Annotated in this window: 14 protein-coding genes and 1 riboswitch; of the genes, 10 read left to right on the plus strand and 4 right to left on the minus strand. The window is 64.8% G+C overall.

Annotation, left to right across the window (positions count from 1 at the left end; all coding sequences use genetic code 11):
- The first annotated feature begins 85 nt into the window (after positions 1–85).
- From A5727_RS01055 to A5727_RS01080, 6 genes are all read left to right on the plus strand, one after another.
- The gene (locus A5727_RS01055) at positions 86–1,180 is read left to right on the plus strand and encodes an HNH endonuclease (protein ID WP_068243062.1); all 1,095 of its coding nucleotides are present in this window, start codon (positions 86–88) and stop codon (positions 1,178–1,180) included.
- A 90-nt stretch (positions 1,181–1,270) separates the two neighbouring features.
- Positions 1,271–1,594 (plus strand): DUF732 domain-containing protein, encoded by a 324-nt coding sequence (locus tag A5727_RS01060; protein WP_231991902.1) that lies wholly within the window; start codon positions 1,271–1,273, stop codon positions 1,592–1,594.
- A 43-nt stretch (positions 1,595–1,637) separates the two neighbouring features.
- A riboswitch (SAM riboswitch) is annotated at positions 1,638–1,749 on the plus strand.
- A 33-nt stretch (positions 1,750–1,782) separates the two neighbouring features.
- On the plus strand, positions 1,783–3,243 hold the full coding sequence (locus A5727_RS01065) for an ADP-ribosylglycohydrolase family protein (protein WP_068243067.1): 1,461 nt from the start codon (positions 1,783–1,785) through the stop codon (positions 3,241–3,243).
- Between the two features lie 139 nt (positions 3,244–3,382).
- A complete protein-coding gene (locus tag A5727_RS01070; RefSeq protein WP_231991903.1) occupies positions 3,383–3,883 on the plus strand; it encodes a contact-dependent growth inhibition system immunity protein in 501 nt (166 codons plus the stop codon).
- A gap of 208 nt (positions 3,884–4,091) precedes the next feature.
- Complete coding sequence (locus A5727_RS01075) at positions 4,092–4,601, plus strand: hypothetical protein (RefSeq protein ID WP_068243070.1); 510 nt, start codon at positions 4,092–4,094, stop codon at positions 4,599–4,601.
- A 151-nt stretch (positions 4,602–4,752) separates the two neighbouring features.
- Positions 4,753–6,123: a restriction endonuclease gene (locus tag A5727_RS01080; protein WP_068243074.1), complete on the plus strand. Its 1,371-nt coding sequence runs from the start codon at positions 4,753–4,755 to the stop codon at positions 6,121–6,123.
- 290 nt (positions 6,124–6,413) lie between these two features.
- Here the strand turns inward: A5727_RS01080 and A5727_RS01085 are convergent, their stop codons facing one another.
- The 4 genes from A5727_RS01085 to A5727_RS01100 form a co-directional block, all read right to left on the minus strand.
- On the minus strand, positions 6,414–7,028 hold the full coding sequence (locus A5727_RS01085; protein WP_197507544.1) for a response regulator: 615 nt from the start codon (positions 7,026–7,028) through the stop codon (positions 6,414–6,416).
- 563 nt (positions 7,029–7,591) lie between these two features.
- The gene (locus A5727_RS01090; RefSeq protein WP_068243081.1) at positions 7,592–7,957 is read right to left on the minus strand and encodes a hypothetical protein; all 366 of its coding nucleotides are present in this window, start codon (positions 7,955–7,957) and stop codon (positions 7,592–7,594) included.
- A gap of 355 nt (positions 7,958–8,312) precedes the next feature.
- The gene (locus A5727_RS01095; protein ID WP_068243085.1) at positions 8,313–8,744 is read right to left on the minus strand and encodes a hypothetical protein; all 432 of its coding nucleotides are present in this window, start codon (positions 8,742–8,744) and stop codon (positions 8,313–8,315) included.
- Positions 8,737–9,726 (minus strand): hypothetical protein, encoded by a 990-nt coding sequence (locus A5727_RS01100; RefSeq protein WP_068243088.1) that lies wholly within the window; start codon positions 9,724–9,726, stop codon positions 8,737–8,739. The genes A5727_RS01095 and A5727_RS01100 overlap by 8 nt, the downstream gene beginning before the upstream one ends.
- Before the next feature lie 313 nt (positions 9,727–10,039).
- On the opposite strand from A5727_RS01100, the gene A5727_RS01105 reads away from it, so the two are divergent.
- The 4 genes from A5727_RS01105 (at position 10,040) to A5727_RS01120 (ending at position 22,811) form a co-directional block, all read left to right on the plus strand.
- Complete coding sequence (locus A5727_RS01105) at positions 10,040–10,297, plus strand: hypothetical protein (protein ID WP_068243091.1); 258 nt, start codon at positions 10,040–10,042, stop codon at positions 10,295–10,297.
- Between the two features lie 390 nt (positions 10,298–10,687).
- Positions 10,688–15,838, plus strand: coding sequence for a DEAD/DEAH box helicase (locus A5727_RS01110; RefSeq protein ID WP_068243093.1), 5,151 nt, complete (start codon positions 10,688–10,690; stop codon positions 15,836–15,838).
- Positions 15,835–18,702, plus strand: a complete 2,868-nt coding sequence (locus A5727_RS01115; RefSeq protein ID WP_068243096.1) for a DUF8741 domain-containing protein — start codon at positions 15,835–15,837, stop codon at positions 18,700–18,702. Before A5727_RS01110 ends, A5727_RS01115 begins: the two co-directional genes overlap by 4 nt.
- Positions 18,699–22,811, plus strand: coding sequence for an Eco57I restriction-modification methylase domain-containing protein (locus A5727_RS01120; RefSeq protein WP_068243099.1), 4,113 nt, complete (start codon positions 18,699–18,701; stop codon positions 22,809–22,811). The genes A5727_RS01115 and A5727_RS01120 overlap by 4 nt, the downstream gene beginning before the upstream one ends.
- Positions 22,812–22,827 lie beyond the last annotated feature (16 nt).

Consider the following 22,827-nt stretch of genomic DNA (forward strand, 5'->3'; position numbering starts at 1 on the left):
GCACAAGTTTGGACACACTGCCGGTCCGCCTCGTGATATCTGTCTGTGAGGTTGTAACACGAGGCACCGACATGGGAGTGGCGTGATGGACGCATTCGACCCGCTGCTGCTCGGGCAGCGCGTCGTCGCGATCCTGGAGACCGGGATGCGCACCGCCACCTACAAGCTCGCGACGTTGATGGCGCTGATCGAGCACTGCGTCGAGAACCTGCCCACCGATCCGGATGCCACGCTGGACGTGCCCCTCCCCGCCCTGGCGCACCGCGTTCTGGAGATCTACTGGCAGCAGGTGCGTCCCTTCGACGGGCACGAGCTGCGGCAGTCCACGCAGCCGAAGGCCCGGATTCTGGCCGCCACCATGGCATTACGGGACGCTTCCGCTTCACGCGGTGGCGCCACGACGCAGCGCAGTGGGTTGTCGGTCGACATCGCGCGCCTGCGCGCGCCCGAGGCGTATCAGCGCGCGATCGACGACATCACCCTGTGCCTGGCCCAGCAGCCACTGCACCGACTGCAGAAGCTGCCGGGGGCGTCCGCCAGTGATGCGTTCCTCTACGACGACTCGTTCCTGCACGACCAGGTGAGCCGCCGGACACTGCGTTCTCATGGTGACGCGATCGTGCTCAATCCTGGTGTCGCCCATGGATTGGCGCGCCTGGCGGGGCTGCTCAAGCCTGCGCTGGAGATCATGTGGGTCGAGGACGTGCGGCGGATGAACCGGTTCCTCGACGCCGAGGTTCCCGACGTCGCCGGGCACCTGTTCGGACGTGAGCGCACCGCAATGGCGGTGGTGCGAGAGCCGTTCAAGGAGGTTTTCGGCCCGCACTGCTTCTACTGTGGGACACACCTTCCCGCCGACAACCCCATCGACCATGTACTGCCGTGGTCACTGGTGGGCATCGACGGACTCGCGAATCTGGTGCTCGCCTGCGTGCGGTGCAACGGCGACAAGAGCGGTGCGCTGCCGGCGGTGACGATCGTCGACCGCGTGCTGGAGCGCGACCTGGCGGTGCTCGAGCAGGTGGCGTCGAGTCTGCAGTGGCCGACGCAGCATTCGCGAGTGGTCGCCGCGGCGCGGGGCATCTACCGCGGTCAGCCCGCCGGGGTGCCGACGTGGGCGGGATACCGGCGACGGGAACGGTTGGACATCAGCTTTCCGCCGTGGTGGGTGGGGCCGTAGCGTTCCTGCGCGGTTCTTGTCGGTGGGGTGTTCTAACCTCTGACGCGTAAGCGCGATCCAAGGGGGGGAATCATGCGCGGACGTGTCCTGATGGCTGCTGTTTCGGCGGCGTGCGGGTCGGTGGTGTTGGCCGGTCCGGCGACTGCCGACCAGTACGACTTCATCTCCGATCTCGACAACTCGGGCGTGTGGTACGAGTCGATGTCCGACATGATCGACATCGGCAAGGAGCTGTGCCATGAACTGCGGCATGGTGTTTCGCCGGGGCTGGTGTTCGGCAAGCTGGTCAACACCGGCTTCGCACCAGGCGAGGCAGGCATCGTGTTGCTGTCAGCGGTGAACAACATGTGCCTGGACGTCAAGCCCGATGTCGTCGGATGGGTTCGGGACATCGGCTACACCGGTCCGGTGTGAGGAGAACCGGCGCTTGTCCGCCTCGTGGGTTACCCTGTGGGAGCTTCACGAGACGCCGTCGACAAGCTCCGACTGGATGGCGCGCCAACCCCACGCTCGTGGGTGGCTCGGATGACGAAGTGACCCGCACCAGCCGGTGCCGGTAAGAGCGCCTCCGTGTGGAGGCCCGGACCCCCGGGAGGTTTCTGATGAATCTGACTGCGATACAGCGCGACCGAGCTGTGGGCGTGCTGCTCGGCACCGCCGCCGGCGACGCCCTCGGAGCGGGATATGAGTTCGACCGTCCGCTCGCCGCCGATCAGCCGGTGGGCATGATCGGCGGCGGACTCGGCCCGTTCGCGCCCGCTGAGTGGACCGACGACACGTCCATGGCGATCGCCATCGCCGAGATCGCCGCCACCGGCGCCGACCTGCGGGACGAGAAGTCACTCGACTGTGTGGTCGAACGCTGGGAGAGGTGGTCGCGCACCGCGCCCGATGTCGGGGTGCAGACCCGGTCAGTGCTGTCCACGGCGGCCGCACAGGGCATCTGCGCGCGGACCGCGCGCGAGGCGTCCGAGGCGCGACATCTTCAGACCGGTCGCGCTGCCGGCAACGGGTCGTTGATGCGGACCGCTCCGGTGGCGGTGGCCTACCTCGACGACGAGGCCGCGTTGGTGGACGCCGCCCGCACGGTCAGCGAACTGACCCATTTCGACCCAGACGCCGGCGACGCCTGTGTGCTGTGGTGCGCGGCGATCCGTCACGCGGTGCTCACCGGTCAGATCGATGTGCGAATCGGGTTGGGGCACATCACCTCTGACCGCCGCCGGCTGTGGGAGGCCCGCCTGGCCGAGGCCGAGAACTCACCCCCGTCGGCGTTCACCGGCAACAACGGCTGGGTCGTCGCGGCGTTGCAGGGCGCCTGGTCGGCGATCAGCACCACCCCGGTGCCCGTACACGATCCCGGCGCAGGCAGTTTCCGCGCGGATCATCTTCGCCTGGCATCGAAGGCCGCGGTGCGCGGCGGCGGGGACACCGACACCGTGGCCGCGATCGCGGGCGCCCTGCTCGGTGCCGCCCATGGAGCGTCTGCGGTGCCGTCGCAGTGGCGGCTGATGCTGCACGGCTGGCCCGGACTGCGGACCCGCGGTCTGGTGCAGTTGGCCGACCGCATCGTGAACAAGGGTGAGCCGGATCGGTTCGACCACACCTACGCGGTGGGACGTGGAACGCCTCAGCCCGTGCGCCATCCGCACGACGACAAGGTGTGGATCGGCGCTGCGCACTCACTGCACAGCCTGGACACCGACATCGACGCGGTGGTGTCGCTGTGCCGAGTCGCCGACGGGCACGTCCCGGCGGAGGCGACCCATCTCGATGTGCGGCTGATCGATCAGGTCGGTGAGAACGCGAACCTTGATTTCGTCCTTGTGGACACGGTGCGGGCCATCGAGCATCTGCGCGCCGAGGGGCGCACCGTGTTCGTGCATTGTGCTGCGGCGCAGAGCCGTACGCCGACGGTGGCTGCGCTGTACGGGGCTCGACGTCAGGGCTTGCCGATCGATCAGGCGCTGCGCGAGGTGTGCGCGGTGTTGCCCTTGGCTGAGCCGAATCCGGAGTTCCGGGCGGCGCTGCGACGGTTGGACGCTGCCGAGGCGGTGCGGTGAGCAAGCCGAAGTCGTCAACGGTGTGGTCGGGGGCCGTCCCCCATGCGGCGGGATGAAGTGTGCGGCAAAGCTTACGTGGCTAGCCTGTCGGCATGGGGGGAACCAAGGGCGAGTCGTCTCCTGAGCCCGGGACGCCCTGATGATGCTCTACGACTCGGTGCCCGCCGCTGTCGCGGCCGAGACCGACGACTTCACCACGCTGCCCATTGCGCGATTACCGGAATGGCTCACCGCCGTGAACCGCTCTCGTGGTGTTGAAGGGCGACGGAGCGGGCAACTGGTACGTACTGACGGGATACATGGAGCCATGAACGACGACGCAGTTTCCGAAACGATTCGGCAGTTCTTCGGCGGCAACTTCCACCAGGACTGGGACCTGGTGGCCGCCGAATGGGAAGGCGTCGTCGACCAATACGCCGCCGGCAAGAGCCCGACGCGACTGTCGGCCTTGGCCCGAGAAATTGACACTCTGCGTGCCACGCACGACGAAGAAGCCCTCACAGTGTTGATGCCCCGTCAAGCGCTCTCCGCCTACGCTCCTCTGCCGCCAACCACTTACAAAGAGTGGTTGGGACAAATCGCCGACCGCTTGCGGGTGCACGCTCGCGCGGTCGAGAGTGGCGGTACGCCAGAGCTCTGACCGCCGGATCGACTGGATAGCCAAGATGGCCCAGAGACCATTAGCGACGGCTGAAATCTGGCGATCAAGCTCATCGCATTCCCCCAGGGTCCGGAGATCCTCGGCGGAGGACAGAAAGGACTGATCACGATGTATCCCATTGCGGGCGGGAGCGGAGTGGTGGAGATCGAACCGACGTGGACCTGGACGCCGCCATGGGTGAACAACAATGTCCCCATCAACTGAGCCCACCCAAGCAGAGCGCACGCTCGCTGCCGATGTGCTGCAGAAGCTGCTGCGGCACATCGCGATTGAGAACGTGAAGAACGCGAAGAGTCGCCGTCCGGGCCACCACGTCTTTGAGGTGTCTCACGCCTGGACCGAGGGAGCGACCATGTACCTGCTGTACACGACCCCGCCCTCAGACATCACGTGGGGTCTGGTCCGCGACACCAGGAGGTCACTGATCGACCCGGGTCCGTGGAACGACACCGATGATCCTGCCCTCTACTACTACCTGCTCGACCTCGAGGAGGAGTGGCCCGGCCACGTCGCCCTGCGGCCGGGCGACGATCCCGACACCATCCGGTGGTCGGGGTATCCACTCGAAGGTCTCCCAGAACGCGTGTCGGACATCGCTGAGCGATACCGATATACGCCGCCCGTGACGGCTGAAGCGGACACACCGCAGACAGCCCCGCCAGTCATCGAACCTCGCCGGTACGCAGACCCTATGTAGCGGCATCGTCAACGGTCGATCACGGTCTCAGGGTTAATGCGCGATCGGGCGAGATTGACCATAGCCAGGCATATAACGGGGCGTACGCCGCATTTGCCGCTAACCTTCACCATGGCGGAGCCCTGATCACTGTCAGCCAACAGGTGAGTGAATGAACAAGCGCAAGCCCGACATCGCCTGGCACTCCGAGACGCCGGCGGTGGGTAAGCCGCGTCTGGCATTCGTGCACGACATACTGCGCTACGCACAGGGTGCGAATCAGAGTGACGTCGACGTCGACGGGTACGTCAACTACCACTGGCTGACGAGTCCGGAAGCACTTGGACGTCCGAAGATCATGCTGGAAGCGGGCATCAATTCACCAGCGGAAGTGGTGGGTCCAGATGGCTCTCGGCGGCCATTGATCGCGATCCGGTCGAGCCCGTGGAAGGCGGGCCACGAGACGAACCCTTGGCACGATGAGTTCGATCTGGACCACGGACATGTCCGGTATTTCGGTGATCACAAGCCGTCCACGGTCGGACTCCCCGGGGCGACCAAGGGCAACAGGCTACTGCTCGAAGCGGCCCGGCTCCATGCAGGGACGACCCGGGAGGAACGGCTGCTCGCACCTCCGCTGCTGATCTTCAGAGCTGTCACGATTCGCCGAGACGGCAAGACTTTGGTGAAGGGCCACGTGGAATTCTGCGGTGCCGCCCTCATCGAACGGTTGGAGCACGTGGTGCAGCGCGACCCGGAATCGGGTCGCAGCTTTCCGAACGTCTCACTCGATCTTGCCGTCATCTCGGGCGGAGAAACTGATGGGATCGACTTCCGCTGGGTGGATGACCGCAGGAATCCTGAACTCACCGCTGAGGAAGCCCTCCGCTACGCCCCTGAGGCCTGGAAGCAGTGGGTGAAGAAGGGGCGCATCGCCATCCCTGCAATCCGTCGGCGAGTTCTCGCCAGCACCGTTCGCACCAGCAGGGAGCAGCAGCCGGAAAGCGGTTCCCCGGAGGCGGACACCCTCAGTACGCTCTACCAGTTCTACGACGGTCGGAAGCACGCCTTCGAGTTGTTGGCCGCCCGGGTCGCCGCGGAGGTCTTTCGCGAGTCGGGTGCCCGATACAAGGAGGGTTGGCTGTCCAGGTCCTCCGGTGACGGCGGGGTCGACTTCATCGGCCGGCTCGACGTCGGCCCACTCAATGGGAGCACCCCCGTTGTCGTACTCGGACAAGCCAAGTGCATTCAACCGAACTCGTCGATCTCTCCCGAGCAGGTCGCCCGCGTCGTGGCGCGTCTGCGCCGGGGGTGGATCGGCGTGTATGTGACCACGGGATCGTTCTCACGCCAAGCCCAGGTCGAGATCATCGATGACCAGTACCCGATGGTGCTTGTTGCCGGCGGAACGCTCGCGGCGACTGTTCGGCGGATGGTGCAAGCGAACTATGGCGGCGATATCGAGGCCTTGCTGTTGTCCACAGTCGACGAGTACAGCGCAGCCGTGACGCACCGACGGCCAGAAGAGGTCATCTCCATGTGAAGTTAAATCGACCCATCGGCCAGACGTCCAAAGACGACCAGGATTGCGTGCGGCGACCTCGTGTTTCTTCACTCGTCGAGTGTGTGTAAGGGGCAAGTTGAGCGGCATCAGCTGACTCTTCATTCTCAGATCCGGGCACACAACCAGCTTGCCGTGGTGATCCGCAACATCCCGGACAAACGGACTTCCGCTTGTGTCGCGCCTACCCAGTCGCCTCGATGACCGAGCCGACAGCGCAGATTCGATCTGGAGACGGCCCCCGACACGACACGAAGGGTGCTGACGGCTAGCTAGTGACCCAGTGTCGTCAGCACCGCCCCAATGAGCGCAGCCGGCTCGTCCTCGACAGCCGCAGCGCCCGCCGCTTTGAGCGCGTCTCGCCTCTGGTCAGCGTTGATTGTGTAGACGACAACCGGAAGGTGCGGACGCTGGGCGGTGATCTCTTCCACCAATTTCTTCCCATTGTCCGGATCACCGCCACGGCCCAAATCGGTGATCACCACGTCGAATTGGGTCTGATTCAAGTAACGTCGCGCTGCCGCGTTCGAAGTTGCGGTAGCTATGAAGCATCCGGCCTCAATCAAGGCGACAGACTCGTACACATTATTGTCCGGCTCATCGTCCACCCACAGCACCTTCCGAAGCCGGACACGCGACAACGACTCCACGTTTGTGCGTACCTGCTTGGAGGCCATTCGAGCCGACTCGCCGCGCTCCTCAGCAGCTTTCCCGGCGGCATCGACGACTTTGGCCTTCTGAGCAGGGTCGAACTCGAACTCGAGCTTAATCAGCGCCCCCACACTCAGTTTCGATTTGGTCGACACCCCTTTGGCGACCGCAAAGAAGAGAAGCGCAAATACGAGCGCAATAAGGACTATGGCAAGAAGCATCTCTCCAGAACTCAAGGTTGCCATCCTTCATCTACATCGCACGCCATGCGAGGGTCTAGTTTCAGAATGCACTGGCAGTCATCCGACCACAACACGGCCAAGCGTCAATCGCAATACGTGCGATCTGAGACGCATAAGTTTCGTGTGCCGTAGCGGTTCGGCATGAGCTGAGCTGTCCGGGACGGCATACTTGACTGGTGGCATCGAGCCGGTCATCGGCGAAGTCCATCGAGTCCAGTCGGCGGTGGTGGAGATGCAGCGGGGCAGCGGCGCTGGCGCCCGCGGAGCCAATATCATTGGCCCTGCTTCACACAGCGATGACTTCATGCCTCGATGTCGATGCGGTCAAGGGCGGAGCGCTGGTTCGGCGAGAGTCGGATTCAGCCGCGGAATACGTCTCATCGACCTGATGAAGCAGCGGCTGATTCACGAGTTAAGACGCCGAAACAATTCGCACGGACGCCCTCGTCGTCCCGACGTGGTGACGCCGGTATCGCTAGCCTGCAATCCATCGAACGCCGAAATGGGTCCCGTTGCAACGCACTCCCATCCATGGTTCACCGCCCTGCTTGCGCAGGCTACGGGTCGGCGACCTTCTCCAGGACAGTCGGGCGCTGTTGCAGCACAGCGACATCGGGAAACTGGGCGAGCAACGCACATACGAAGGCCGACCGCTTGACGTTGAGTTCCTTGAGTAACTCGACCTGGCTCAGGTTTCCGCGCTCGCACAGGCGCTTCCATGCGGTCACGATCATCCACGCGGGGACTAACTGGGGTCCTGAGCGCCGGGCACGCGACCTCTCCGTCTCCACCCACACCCCACCGCGGTCGACCGACGATATCCAGTTGGGTCGCTTGATGCTCAACGTCGGTATCTCGTGACTTACCTCGGCCACGGAGGTGATCCGGTCCAACAGATCGTCGTCGAATTCGATCGAGGTCACGTTCTTCCTCCGGTCCGCTCGTCGCGGTGCGCCGCGCCCCCATTTAGGAGTGTGTCCTGAGCTTCGCACCAACCGCGGCACGCTGGGACGACTGCCCCGCAGTCAATTCCATCGAGGCCGAGTTGCGAAAGACCAAGGTGATGACGGTTGAGGCAGTTCGCCTCGATTACCAGCGCAAACGAGCCTCTGGCGATGCAACGATTGCTCAGGCTGGCACAAATTTACAGCAGAGTGAAGACGCCCGTTTGGACGCAGAGCGCAACCTCGTCCGGTTCCAGTCGGTGACGTTCTCCAACTTCATCAGATCGTAGAAGAACGGCGGCAGCAGCTACATCCACTCAGAGGCTCCCGCGACTCACAACTCCCAGACCTGATCCGGATCATCAAGTGCCGCGCGGATTTTGCTTAAGTCACCCAGGTCTGCAAGCGGTGATGTCTTCGCGATGTCGACGATGCTTTTGACCATGAGATGTACGGTCTCGCCGTCTTGAGCCTCCAGTGCGTCGTCGAGGCGAGTGAACATGGCTTCGAAATTCGACCGACGTTCCGCGAAGACTTGGGCGAAGTAGTCGCGCAGAATCGATTCGGCCGCCTTGATGCGCTGGACCTCGGTTGCTTCATAGGCCGCAATCCGCTTGCGCTTCGTGCTTTCCACCTGGTGCACTGCGATGCATTCGTGTGCAGCGTTGACGATCTCGTTCAGCGCGTTGAAGCCCTGCAGCGCAGAAACAGCACCACCGCTCCGGTTCATGACCTTGGTTGTGTGCACTCTCTGGTTGTCAGACATCGTCGCCCTCCTCCACCATCGGCCGATACTTCACGGTGACTTCCTCACTGCTGGCGGTCAGGTCGCCGGTCTCGTCGACAATTGGTGCCGCGGCGACGTCTCGGACAGCGACCGCCAAGGTCATTGCATGCTGGAATCGGGACGCATGTTCGGCGGGTTCGAAGGGTTCTGATTCAAGGAGATCCAGTGCAGCAACTGCACGTTCGCGCAAGGCCGTCAAAACGTCGCGCAACTCCTCGGTCCTCGAATCAATTGCCGACAGCTTGGCATCCAGCTCATCCAACTCGGCAATAGCCACTGCGATTCGGGCGCACTCCTCGCGAGCCTTCGTCAACGCTCTGTCCCCCTGGGTATGGGCGACAAACCCTCCCACGAGCAGAGCAGGGCCGAGCGTCACGAAGTTGAGGGCTGTCGCCCCCAGTGCCATTCCACCGCCACCAGACGCCAGACTTCCTCCACCGAGAAACGCCATCGTGGCGTTCTGTGCCGCCACGCCGGACAAACCCGATATTGCCGTGCCGGTACTGGCGACCCCCAGCATGCCAGCGGCAGCGGTGACGCCAGAGCCCGCACCAACGGCCGTTGCCGCGGAGCCGACTGCGCCTGCGATCCACGAGGCAGCATTGACATCCAGCCCCGCCAAGCCCGGAATCTGGTTCATAGTTGCGTCGAGCCCCTCGACCAACAAACGTTCGTTCTCACGAACCTGTTTTTGATGGCGCCGCAGAAACTCAGCCATCCGCACAACGACGTCGGTCAGCGCCTGCTGCTGCTCCTGACCAAGATCCGCAAGCGACTCGTTGGTCTCGGCAACTCGTGCCTCAGACTTCGCCCGGCAGTCCTCGTAACGCTTACCAGCGTCCTTGAGCTGCGACTGTGCCTTCTTGAAATCTAGGGCGGCTTTGCCCCCGAGCGCCAGTCCGCTGCCGCCAGTGACCGCTCCAATCGCGATCAGCGCGACCGGTATCAACGGCAGAACCATCAACTCCCCCTAACCTACGAACCGATAGTGTCACATCAGTCAGCCGATGGCGCCACGAAACTTTCACTTTGAAAAGACAAACGCGCACGCACCCGCCTGAATCGTCGTGCACGCGGGACACCCCCGATCCGTCGCTTACAGCTTCGGTTTCGGCTTCGATGTCGCGCTCAGTTGTACATTCGCCATGGCACAATGAACACGAGCAGATGGGCGTCGACCTGACCATCACCGACTGGATGCGCCGACCGGGGCCGGTTGCACCAGCGACTCGGATCGGCCGTCCCCAGCAGGCATGGAACCGTAGTGTGGCGAAATGGCACTTGTCCGTTCGTTGAAACCCGATAAGCACCCAGCTCGCCCGCCTCGCACCGAGGCCGATTGTCTGTACACCACACTCCGGACTTCGTCGGGGATGAAACTGCTCCGTCTGGCGACGTTGGGCTCCGATGACCGCAAGTCTCATCCAAAGCCCAGCCAGATCATCGAACTGAACGAGGTGATCGCCGAGCAGCTCGTGCATGTGATTGCCGAGACCTTCCCTGGAATAGCAATTTCAAAGAAGACGATGTGACGAAAGAGGGGCTCTCAGTCACCGAAGAGCAATGAGCCCTTGGCGATGCTTGCGCATTCAACGGAACGCATCACCGGAATCATCCTCATGGCAGTGATTTTGGACCTTCAGCCCCACCCAGACAAAGGCTCCACATGGCGAGACGCCGTGTAAGGCCGCCTCCGCCCAGCGTTTGATTGAAACTATTGACAGAGTCCATCTGGCCAGAGAACATCGGAACTTCGGCGCGAGCACAGCCGGGTACCCGCTCGGAATGTGCGCCTTGGGCCGCACCAATTTGGATGGCGACTGAAGCAGCCAGTCACCGCGTTTCGCACTTCCGAATGTCGGTTACCACCAGTATGGTCACCTACGTTTTGAATTTGACGCGCTCGACAAGGGGGACAATCGGTGGACGCGTTCGGTGTCCTGCGGGAGGTGTTGGACGACTACGAGAATTTCGTCAAGGGCTTCCTTGAGATCAAGGACGACCAGATCCGCAGCAAGGTCGAGGCAGAGATCGATGGCGGTCTCCTGTGGCCCGAGCCGTGGCTCGCCCTCAACCCTGCATTCGAACCAGGCGGCTCCGTCAGCGATCTCGTGAAGCAGAGAACCCTCCACGCAGAAGCACAGAACATCTTCCGCACCCGGACTGACCTTGATCCGACCGGTCAGGAGATCACGTTCCATCGCCACCAAACCGATGCCTTCCAGCTGGCCGCAAAGCAGGAGTCCTACGTCCTGACCACCGGCACCGGCTCAGGCAAGTCGATGTCCTACATCGTGCCGATCGTCGATCGCGTGCTGCGCGAGGGGTCGGGCAAAGGTGTCCGCGCCATCATCGTCTATCCGATGAACGCCCTGGCCAACAGCCAGCGCAATGAGCTGGAGAAGTTCCTGGGCAAGACGAACCCCAAGGTCAGCTTCGCCCGATACACCGGTCAGGAGAACCGGGAGGAGCGTGAGAAGACCCTTGCCTCTCCCCCGGACATCCTGCTGACCAACTACGTCATGTTGGAACTGATGCTCACCCGCCCGAAGGAGCGCAAGAACCTCATCAGCAGCGCGGCGAACCTGTCATTTCTGGTTCTCGACGAGTTGCACACCTATCGCGGCCGGCAGGGCGCCGATGTGGCGATGCTGGTGCGCCGGTTGCGCGGCGCCGTCACATCGAACGACATCCAGTGCATCGGGACCAGCGCGACCCTCGCCGGCCCGGGCACCAAGGCCGAGCAGCGCCAGCAGGTCGCCGAACTGGCGACCAGAATCTTCGGCATCGAGATCCCCGCCACCAACATCGTTGGGGAGACCCTCCGCCGCGCGACGACCGGCGACACCGATTCCGCCGCGCTCACAGCCCGCCTGGCACAACCGACACCGACGGACTGGCAGGCACTGCAGTGCGACCCGCTGGCCATCTGGACCGAACAGCATTTCGGCCTGCACACCGACGACGAGGGCAAGCTCGCCCGACGCCCGCCGTCCAAGCTCAAAGACGCCGCCCAGAAGCTGCACGAGGAGACCGGCGTTGACGGAGCGACCTGCGAGCAGCGGTTGCAGGAGCTGCTGCTCGCCGGGTCGAAAGCGCGCGATCCGCGGGGCCGCGCCTTGTTCGCCTTCAAACTGCATCAGTTCATCGGCAAAGGCGACACCGTCTACACCACGTTGGAACCCGCCGAGAAGCGATACCTCACCACGCAGTATCAGCGCAGCGCACCCAACCGGCCCCTCGGCCAGCCCCTGTTCCCGCTCGCGTTCTGCCGTGAGTGCGGTCAGGAGTTCCTGGTCGTCAACCTCGAGCGTGGCGGCGAGAACTTCAGCCCCCGCATCCCCAACTCCGATCTGGTCGAACACCCCGACGCCGAAGGCCTGTTGTTCCTGACGAAGGAGCCGTGGCCGGACCCGAGCGATCCTGCCCTGCTCGAGCTGGTACCGGAGGACTGGGTCGTGTCCAGCGGGTCCGGCCAGGCGCTGGACAAAACCCGGGTTTCCAAGTTGCCCAACTCATTACGTGTCGACGAGTTCGGCACCATCACCGGTGACGGGATGCCGGTGGCTTTCTTTGAGCGCCTTGAATTCTGCCCATCATGCAAGACCAGTTACGAAAGTACCCGCCAGTCTCAGTTCTCCCGCGTGGCCAGCCTCGGCACGGAGGGGCGCGCCAGCGCCGTGACGGTGCTGTCCCAATCTGTCGTACGAACCCTGCGCGGCGAAGACGATCTCGATGCGGAAGCTCGGAAGTTCTTGGCGTTCAGCGACAACCGCCAGGATGCAAGCCTGCAGGCCGGCCACTTCAATGACTTCGTTCTGGTCGGCCTCATCCGCTCGGCTCTCTACCGCGCGGCGGCCGACCACCAGGAACGCGAGGGCGAACCCCTCACCGATGAGAACCTGGGCCCCGAAGTCGTCAAAGCGCTCAGTGGGCAGGGATTGAAGTTCTTCGCCCGCGACGAGGACACAGCCGACGAGCCCATCCCCCGCAAGAAGATCGCCCGAGCGCTGCGCGATGTGGTGACCTATCGATTGTGGGCCGACCTCAAACGCGGCTGGCGCATCACCATGCCCAACCTGGAGCAGACCGGGCAGCTACGCCTGGCCTACGAGGGCGTCGACGAGCTCGCCGCCAACGACGACAAATGGGCAGGCTGCGGGGAACCCCTAGCCAGCGCCGGCACCGAGACGCGACGTGAAGTGATGCACGTCCTCCTCGACGAACTGCGCCGAAACCTATGCATCGACACCGAATTCCTCACCGACGAGAAGTTCGACGCCGTCCGCCGGGCCAGCCGGGAATGGCTGAAAGACCCGTGGGCCATCTCCGATGAAGCCGGGATGTACAGCGGCCTGGCCTACCCCGGTGGCCGGCCCAAGAACGTGGCTGGTATCGGGGCGGACCTGCACCTGTCCGGCTTGGGCGCGTTCGGGCGCTGGCTGCGCCGCCCCAACCGCTTCCCCGCATTCCAGCATGCACTGAACACCGCCGACGCCCAGGCGATCATCGAGCACCTGATGGAGGTCATGGCCAAGGTAGGCATTCTGGTCCGCATCGCGGTACCCAAGCGGCCCACCGGCTACCAGCTGCGCGCTGATCTCATCGCCTGGCATCCCGGCGAAGGTCGGCACCGGGCACCGGACCCCATCCGCAGCAACCAGACCGAAGGCCGCGTCAACCCGTACTTCAAAGCCCTCTATGCCGAGACCGCCAAATCACTCGTCGGCTTGGAGGCCCGTGAACACACCGCGCAGGTCGAGCCGTCGAAGCGCCAGAAACGCGAAGAAGAATTCGGCGAGGCCCGGCTGCCGGTGTTGTACTGCTCCCCCACCATGGAACTCGGCGTCGACATCAAGAGCCTCAATGTGGTCGGCATGCGCAATGTTCCACCCACCCCGGCCAACTACGCGCAGCGTTCCGGACGGGCCGGCCGATCCGGCCAGCCGGCGATCGCGCTGACCTACTGCGCCACCGGCAACGCGCACGACGCCTACTACTTCCGCCGCAGTCAGGACATGGTCGCCGGAGCGGTGGCACCCCCGCGGCTGGAGCTGGGCAACCAGGATCTGGTACGCGCCCACGCCCACTCCATCTGGCTGGTGAAGTGCGGCCTGGACCTCAAGGCCAGCATGGTCGACCTATTGGAGATCGACCAGCCGGGACAGCCGTTACGCGCAGAAGTGCTCGCGACCATCGAGTCGAAATCCAGCCGTGCCGAGGCGATCACTGCGATCACCGCAGTGCTGGAGGCCGCCTCCGAGGTCACCAGCGCCCCGTGGTGGACGGACACCTGGGTCACCGACACCGTCGACAAAGCACCGGCCCGTTTCAACAATGCCGCCGACCGCTGGCGCGGTCTGTACAACGAAGCGCAGAACGAGCTCGACCAGGCCAACCAGACACTGAAGACCATCGGCGCGTCGGAAGCCTCCAAACAGCGTGCTCGCGGACGGATTTCGGAGGCGCGGGCCGCACTCGACCTGCTCAAGGGCCAGGTCGACGACGTGCTGCAGGGCGACTTCTACACCTACCGCTACTTCGCGTCGGAAGGCTTCCTACCGGGCTACTCCTTCCCACGACTCCCGCTGTCGGCGTTCATCCCGGCCGAACGCCGCACCCGCAGCGGCGGGGAGGGCGATTTCATCCAGCGCCCACGATTCGTGGCGATCAGCGAGTTCGGGCCCGGCGCGTTCATCTATCACGAAGGCGCCCGGTACGAAGTGAACCGGGTCAGCCTGCCCGCCCGCGAAGACGGCACCGGTGTGCACATCAGCGAGATCAAACGCTGCGGCGCCTGCGGGTACCTGCACGAGTCCACCGAGCCCGACCTCTGCCAGCATTGCGGCAGCCCGTTCGGCATCGAGGCCACCATGGGCAACCTGATGCGGCTGCTGTCGGTCAAGACACGCCGCCGTGACCGCATCAGCGCCGATGAAGAGGAACGCCAGCGCGCCGGTCACGAGATCGTGACGACCATTCGCTTTGTGCCACACGGGGTTCGGGCCGGACAACTCACCAGCACCATCACCGAGGACGGGCACGAACTCGGCACCATGACCTACGGCGACACCGCGTTGATCCGCCGGATGAACGTCGGCCTGCGCCGCCGCAAGGACAAAGATGTCCGAGGTTACGTGCTGGACACCGTCGAAGGCCGCTGGTGCAAGGAAGCCGACCTGGCCAAGAACGTGCACGGTGAGGCGCCGCGGTACCAGCGGGTGATCCCCTATGTCGAGGACCACCGCAACGCCCTGCTGCTCCATCTGGATCCCTCGATCGGGACCGATCAGCGGATGGCCGCAATGTATGCGCTCAAGCGCGGCATCGAAGCCGTCTACCAGCTGGAGGGCTCCGAACTCGCGGTCGAAGCCCTGCCCTCCAACACCGGCGACGACGCGTGGTCACGACTGCTGTTCTTCGAAGCTGCCGAAGGTGGGGCCGGCGTGCTGCGACGCTTGGCCGCCGAGGACGGGCAGCTCACGCGGGTGGCACGAAAAGCACTGGAAATTCTGCACTTCGATCCCGACACGGGGGAAGACCGCAAACGCGCCCCCCACGCGACCGAAGACTGCGCGCAAGCGTGCTACGACTGCCTGCTGTCCTACAGCAACCAGTGGGACCACCAGCACCTGGACCGACACTGCGTGCGCGATCTGCTCAAGCGGATCGCCGTGTCCACCGTCGCCGTCGGGGCCGGCGGTGAGGCGCCGGACACTCAACTCGAGCGACTCGAGCAGGCCTGCGACAGCGAGCTGGAGAAGAAGTTCCTGGCATTGCTCGTCCAGCATGGCTACCGGCTGCCCGATCACGCCCAGCAGATCGTCACCGGCTTCTACGTCCGGCCCGATTTCGCCTACCACGTCGACGGTATGGACGTCGCCGTCTTTGTCGATGGCCCCCATCACGATGCAGCCCATCAGCAGGAGAAGGACGAACAGGCGCGCATGAAGCTCGAAGACGAGGCCGGTTGGCTGGTGCTGCGGTTCCACCACCAGGACGGCGAAGCTGGCTGGCTCACGACGATCGCCGAACACCGCGGCATCTTCGGCGAAGCCAAGGCCAACGCATGACGCCGCTCGACTACCCGGCCGGCAGCCTGGTCAATGCCCGTGGCCGCGACTGGCTGGTGCTGCCCGGCTCCCCCGAGGGAACACTGCTCGTCCGCCCGCTCGGCGGACACGAGCACGAAACCACCGTGCTGCTGCCCGACATCGACGACTTCGCCGCCGCCACCTTCGAACCACCCACGGTCGACGACCGCGGCGACGCCGGGCGGGCCCGCCTGCTGCGCGACGCACTGCGGCTCTCCTTCAGTGCGAGCGGCGGCCCGTTCCGATCGTTCGCTCGCCTGGCCGTCACCCCCCGCAACTACCAGCTGGTTCCGCTGATGATGTCGGCCAACCAGGACGTCACCCGGCTGTTGATCGCCGACGGCGTCGGCATCGGCAAGACCGTCGAGGCCGGACTGATCGCCGCCGAGCTGCTGGCCACCGGCGAAACGCAACGATTGGCGGTGCTGTGCTCTCCGCAACTGGCCCCACAGTGGCAGAGCGAGCTTCGGCACAAGTTCGGCATCGACGCGAAGCTGCTGCTGCCGTCCACGGTCAACCGGCTGATGCGCAGCGTCCCATTCGGCTCCAACCTCTACCAACATCATCCGCATCTGGTGATCTCCACCGACTTCATCAAACAGAAGACCCGGCGCGACGAGTTCGCCCTGCACTGCCCGGAATTGGTGATCGTCGATGAAGCCCACACCTGTGTCGCAGCGGCCGGGGTCGGCACATCAAGCCAGGCCCACCTGCGCTACGCCCTGCTGCGTAAACTCGCCGACGACAAGGACCGGCACCTGGTGCTGCTGACCGCGACCCCGCACAGCGGCGACGACACCGCGTGGCAGTCGCTGATCGGTCTGCTCGACGACCGGCTCGGCGACCTGCCGGCCGACCTCTCGGGGCGTGACCGCGAAGATGACCGCAAGCTGCTCGCCAGGTACATGATCCAGCGCCAGCGCGCCGACATTCGCGAGTACCTCAACGAGGACACCCCGTTTCCGGAGCGGGAGACCACCGAATCCGCATACAAGCTCACCGCCGGATATCGCCAACTGTTCGACGACGTGATGGATTACGTCCGTGAGCAGGTCACCGACCCCAAGCTCAGCGCGGTGCGCCAGCGCGTCCGCTGGTGGTCAGCGATCGCGCTGCTGCGGTGTCTGGCGTCCAGTCCGGCCGCAGCCGAGCAGACGTTGCTCAACCGCTCCGCGGTCGCCACCGCCGACGACGAGCGGGAGGTGGACGCCTACGCCGAACCGCGCGTGCTCGACACCGACCTTGACGACACGGCGGAAGCCGAGGACGTCACCGTCGGCGCCGACACCGGCGACAGTGACGAGACCGACACCAAGGCACGGAAGCGCCTGCGTGAGTTGGCCGCACAGGCCGCGGCTCTCAAAGGGCCACGCTCCGACGCCAAGCTCAAGCGCCTCATTCCGCTGCTGAAGGAACTGATTGGCGAGGGCTACCATCCCATCGTCTTCTGTCGTTACATCCCAACCGCCGACTACCTCGCCGAACACCTGGGCACGGCACTGGCGAAGATCAAGGACCTCAGGATCGACGCGGTGACCGGGACGCTTCCGCCGGAGGAACGTGAGACCCGCGTCGACACCCTGAGCGCCCACGACGGCCCCCGGCTGCTCATTGCGACCGACTGCCTGTCGGAGGGCATCAATCTGCAGGACGGTTTCACCGCCGTCGTGCATTACGACCTGGCGTGGAACCCGACGCGCCACGAACAGCGTGAAGGCCGCGTCGACCGGTTCGGCCAGCAGGCACCCACCGTGCGCACTGTGACCTACTACGGCGAGGACAACGGCATCGACGGCCTGGTGTTGGAAGTCCTGATCCGGCGCCATGAGAACATCAAGCGCAGCATCGGCGTCGCGGTGCCGATCCCGGTCGATTCCACCACCGTGATGAAGGCGATCTGGGAGTCGCTGCTGTTGCGGGGCAAACAAGCCGAACAGCTGACCCTGGACTTCGGCGCGGCCACCTCCCAGTCACTGGCTGATCAGGTTGAGGTCGAATGGACCAACGCCGCCGAACGGGAGAAGGTGTCCCGCTCGCGGTTCCGCCAAGCCGGACTCAAACCCGACACCGTCGAAGCGGCTCTGACCGAGGTGCGACGCGCACTCGGCGGGCCGGCCGACGTCGAAACCTTCACCCGCACAGCGCTGTCGCTGTTGGGCGCACCGATCAACGACACCGATGACGGGTTCACCGCGGTCATCGGCACCCTGCCGGCGGCAGTACGCGACCAACTCCCACCGGCCAAGGGGGGCCGGCTTCATTTCCACCGTTCGCTGCCGGTGCCGGCCGGGCACAGTGTGCTGACCCGGACCGATGCGACGGTGGATGCGCTGTCGCGGTATGTCCTCGACGCCGCGCTCGACTCCCGGCTCGACCCGGCCGCCCGGCCCGCGCGCCGCGCCGGGGTGATGCGGACCCGCGACGTCGGCAAGGTGACGACACTGCTGATGGTGCGCCACCGGCTGGAGATCACCCTCCCGGGCTCGGCCACCACCGTCACCCAGGTCGCTGAGGAAGCCAAGTTCTTGGCGTTCACCGCGACCGGGGACACCCTGACCTGGTTGCCGCAGACCGAGGTCGACGCACTGTTGACTCTCAAACCATCTGGCAACGTGGATGATTCGCTGGCGCGGATGCAGTTGGGGCGTGCCCTGGGCCGTTTGGACGCGCTCACCGAGCACCTCACCACGACCGGTCGGGAGGCGGCGAAGGACTTGGTGTCCGAGCATCAGGCGGTACGCAGCGCCTCCAAGGCCGGCGGCCGCGCGCCGACTGTGCGGTTCCTACCGCCCGCGGATGTCCTCGGCGTCTACGTGTTCCTGCCGGAGGCGGGTGCCCGATGAGCGCGCTGAACGTCTTCAAGGCTGTCCGTACGGTCGGCACCGCGCTGCCCGCCGAGGCGGTCCCGCGCGCCAACGAACTGCGGATGCCCGGTCAGACCGCCGAGGCCTATCAACTGTCGCCGGGGATGGCGGTCAACGGTGCCATCGCCCGCGCCTGGGAGGCCATGCTGGCCGCGCACCGCGCCTGGCGCGCCGCGCTGGAGCGGCTGCCCGAAGGGGATGCCGCCACAAAGATCACCCGGGACAAGTGGCTGTTGCCCCTGCTCTACGAACTCGGTTGGGGCCGTCCCGATGTCATCAGCGGCGGGCTTGCTGTGCCGCCCGGGCTCGGCGAGACCGAGGCCCCGCACTTCCCCATCTCCCATCGGGTCGCCTGGCCAGACGCTGCCAGCGCCGCAGCCTGGGTGCCGCTGCATCTGGTCGGTGCGGGCGTGGACCTGGACACCAAGACCGCCGGGGTCACCGCACGCGCACCGCAGGCCATGGTGCAGGACTACCTCAACCGCGAAGACCGCGCCCTGTGGGCGATCGTGTCCAACGGACACCAGCTGCGTCTGCTGCGTGACGCCTCAAGCCTCACCCGGCAGTCCTTCGTCGAATTCGACCTCGACGCCATCTTCACCGACCAGCTCTACGCCGACTTCCGGGTGCTGTTCCTGACCGTGCATGCCAGCCGGTTTGCGCCCCGCCTCGATGACAAGGCGGCCAAGGCCATAACACCCGACGCCGACAGCGACGGCTCTGCCGAAGACGCCGACATCGAGGTCACCGAACCCAAGCTGGACAACTGCTGGCTGGAGCGCTGGCGCACCACCGCCATCGACGACGGCGCCCGCGCACTGCTGAACCTGCAGCACGGCATCGCCGCCGCACTGCAGGAGCTCGGAACCGGGTTCGTCGCGCACCCCGCCAACGTGGCACTGCGGGAGACCCTGGCCGCGGCCACCGACGCCGACCGCGACCTGCAGCGTGCCCTGCTGCGCATCGCCTACCGGTTGATCGTGCTGTTCGTGGTCGAGGACCGTGACCTGCTGCACCGCTCCGATGCCCCAGAGAGCGCACGCACCCTGTATGCGGACTATTTCTCCACGGCACGGTTGCGCCGGGTGGCGGCCGAGCCGATCGGCGGCTGGCACACCGACCTGTGGGAAGCGCACCAGATCGTCACCGACGCACTGGCCGGCGACGGCCTGCCCGCCCTCGGACTGAGCGGTCTGGGCGCGAGCCTGTATTCACGGGACGCGCTGAGCATTCTCGATGGCGCGAAACTGCCCAACCGGGCGTTGTTGGCTGCGGTGCGAGCACTGGCCCAGATCGACGACCCGGTCACCGGGCTGCCGCGCCCGGTCGACTACCGCAACCTCGACAGCGAAGAACTCGGCGGCATGTATGAGGGTCTGCTGGCCTACACGCCGCGCTATCATGCCGACGAGCGAACCTTCACCCTGGACGTGGCGACCGGCAACGACCGCAAGAAGTCCGGCTCCTACTACACCCCCTCCGAGCTCATCGCGTTGGTCCTCGACGAGGCACTCGACCCGCTGATCGACGAGGCCATCCGAGGGGCCGATCCCGAGCGGGCGCTTCTCGATCTCACGGTGGTCGACCCAGCGTGTGGCAGTGGGCATTTCGTGGTCGCCGCGGCACGGCGCATCGCCGCCGCCCTGGCTACCGTGCGCACCGGCGAGACCGAACCCACCCCCGCCGCGCTGCGGGCGGCCACCGCCGATGTGATCGAGCGCTGCGTCTACGGCGTGGACCTCAACGACCTGGCCATCGAGATCACCAAGGTGGCGCTCTGGCTGGAAGCGTTCGACGCCGACCGTCCCTTCCCCTTCCTCGACGCGCACTTTCGGGTCGGCAATGCGCTGCTGGGCACCACGCCGGAATTGTTGCGGCACAACATTCCCGACACCGCTTTCGTCGCTCTCGGAGATGACGACAAGGACTGGACCAAGAAGCTCAAGGCCCGCAACAAGGCCGAACGCCTAGCCGACCAAGGTCAACTTGCGTTGAGTTTCGGCTCCGAAACCCTCAACGTCGAAACCAGCCAGTTCACCAAGGCCGCGCACGACGCCGACACCGGCACTGTCGCCTCCGTCGCCGCACTGCGTGCCCGCGCCGACGCCTGGCGCCGCCTGGAGGCCGACCCGGAACTGGTGGCCGCCAAACTGGTGGCCGATGCCTGGTGCGCGGCGTTCGTGCAACCCAAGACCGGTGCGACCACCTCCGGGCAGGGCATCACCCACGCCACCATGCGTGCACTGTCCGAAGCCCCGGAATCCGTACCGGACACCCTCGTCAGCCAGATCGATGCCCTGGCCCGGCAGTACCGGTTCTTCCACTGGCACTTGGAGTTCCCCGGCATCTTCACGGTCCCCGATGACGGCAGCGCCGACCCAGACACCGGCTGGACGGGTGGTTTCTCCTGTGTGGTCGGCAACCCGCCGTGGGAGCGGGTGAAGATCCAGGACAAGGAGTTCTTCGGAAACGCGGGCCGTCCCGACATCGAAAGCGCGGCGACCGCGGCGATCCGCAAGAAGATGATCGACAACCTCGCCGACACCGATCCCGATCTGTACCGTGCCTACCGTGCCGCGCTGCGGCAATCGGACGGCACCGCGCACCTGCTGCTCAAGAGTGGCCGCCACCCGTTCACCGGTCAGGGTGACGTCAACACCTACAGCGTCTTCGCCGAAACCATGCGCACCGTCACCCACCCCGAGGGTGCGGCCGGCATCATCACCCCGACCGGATTGGCCACCGACAAGACCACTTCGCCGTTCTTCGCCGACACGCTGAGCAATCACCGCCTCTATGCGTTCTACGATTTCGAGAACGAAGCCAAGATATTCCGAGATGTCCACAATCAGTTGCGATTCGCCGTCACGACGATGACCGGAGTGTCGCGCAAGGTCGAGCGAACGCGCTTCGCCTTTTACACCCGCTACATGTCCGACGTTCCCGAGCGCAGATTTGAACTCGCCGCCAAGGAAGTTCTGGCTCTCAACCCGAATACCGGCACCTTGCCGATGTTCCGAAGCCGGAAGGACGCCGACATCACCCTCGGCATCTACTCGCGTCATCCCGTACTAATCCGTGATGACGACCCCGACGGCAACCCGTGGGGACTATCCTTCGCGACGTTATTTCACATGGCCAACGACTCCGAGCTGTTCCACACGCCGGACGACCTCGCTGACGCCGAATTCAACGGCTGGTCCTACACCCGCGGCAACAAGGAGTACGTGCCGCTGTACGAGGCGAAGATGCTCAGCCACTTCGACCACCGATACGCAACCTATAAGGGCGCGACCCAGGCGCAGTTGAATAAGGGGACTCTGCCGCGGCTGACCGATGAGCAGCACGACGATCCGGAGCTTGAATCGCTGGCGCGGTATTGGGTAGGGCGCTCCGAAGCGGACGCCAAGCTCGTCGACCGTTGGGATCGCGGTTGGCTGCTCGGCTGGCGCGATATCACTAACGCAAGTAACGAAAGGACATTCGTGCCGTCTGTGCTACCTACATCTGGTGTCGGCCATGTCTTTCCGGTGGCGTTCCCTCATGATTCGGTGACCTCGGTCCGGCTTCACGGACTCTGGTCTAGCGCTGTGTTCGACTTTGTTGCACGGCAGAAGTTGAGCGGAACACACATGACCTACAACATCGTGAAGCAGCTTGCGTGCCCGTCTCCCGAAGTGTTCCAGAAGCCGACTCCCTGGCGCCACAGTAAGCATCTCGAAACATGGTTGAAGCCCTACGTTCTCGAGCTTTCCTACACGTCACGCCGGCTGGCGCCATATGCTCAAGACCTCGGAGACACCGGTCCGCCATTCCGCTGGGATTCCGAGCGCCGTGCGCTCCTCCGCGCAGATCTCGACGCGGGGTTCCTTCACATCTACGTCTTGGATCGAGATGAAGCCGAGCATGTCCTCGACTCGTTCCCCGTCGTCCGCAAGTACGAGGAACGCGACTTCGGCGAGTACCGCACCAAGCGCCTGGTGCTGGAAGCCTACGACCGCATGGCCGAGGCGATCGCCAATGGCGGCACTGGCTGGAATCCGCTCGCGGACCCGCCCGCCGGTCACGGACCTCGCCATCCCGAATAATCAAGCAAGGGAACAA

It is taken from the genome of Mycobacterium sp. ACS4331 (assembly GCF_001667265.1).
GTDB lineage: Bacteria > Actinomycetota > Actinomycetes > Mycobacteriales > Mycobacteriaceae > Mycobacterium.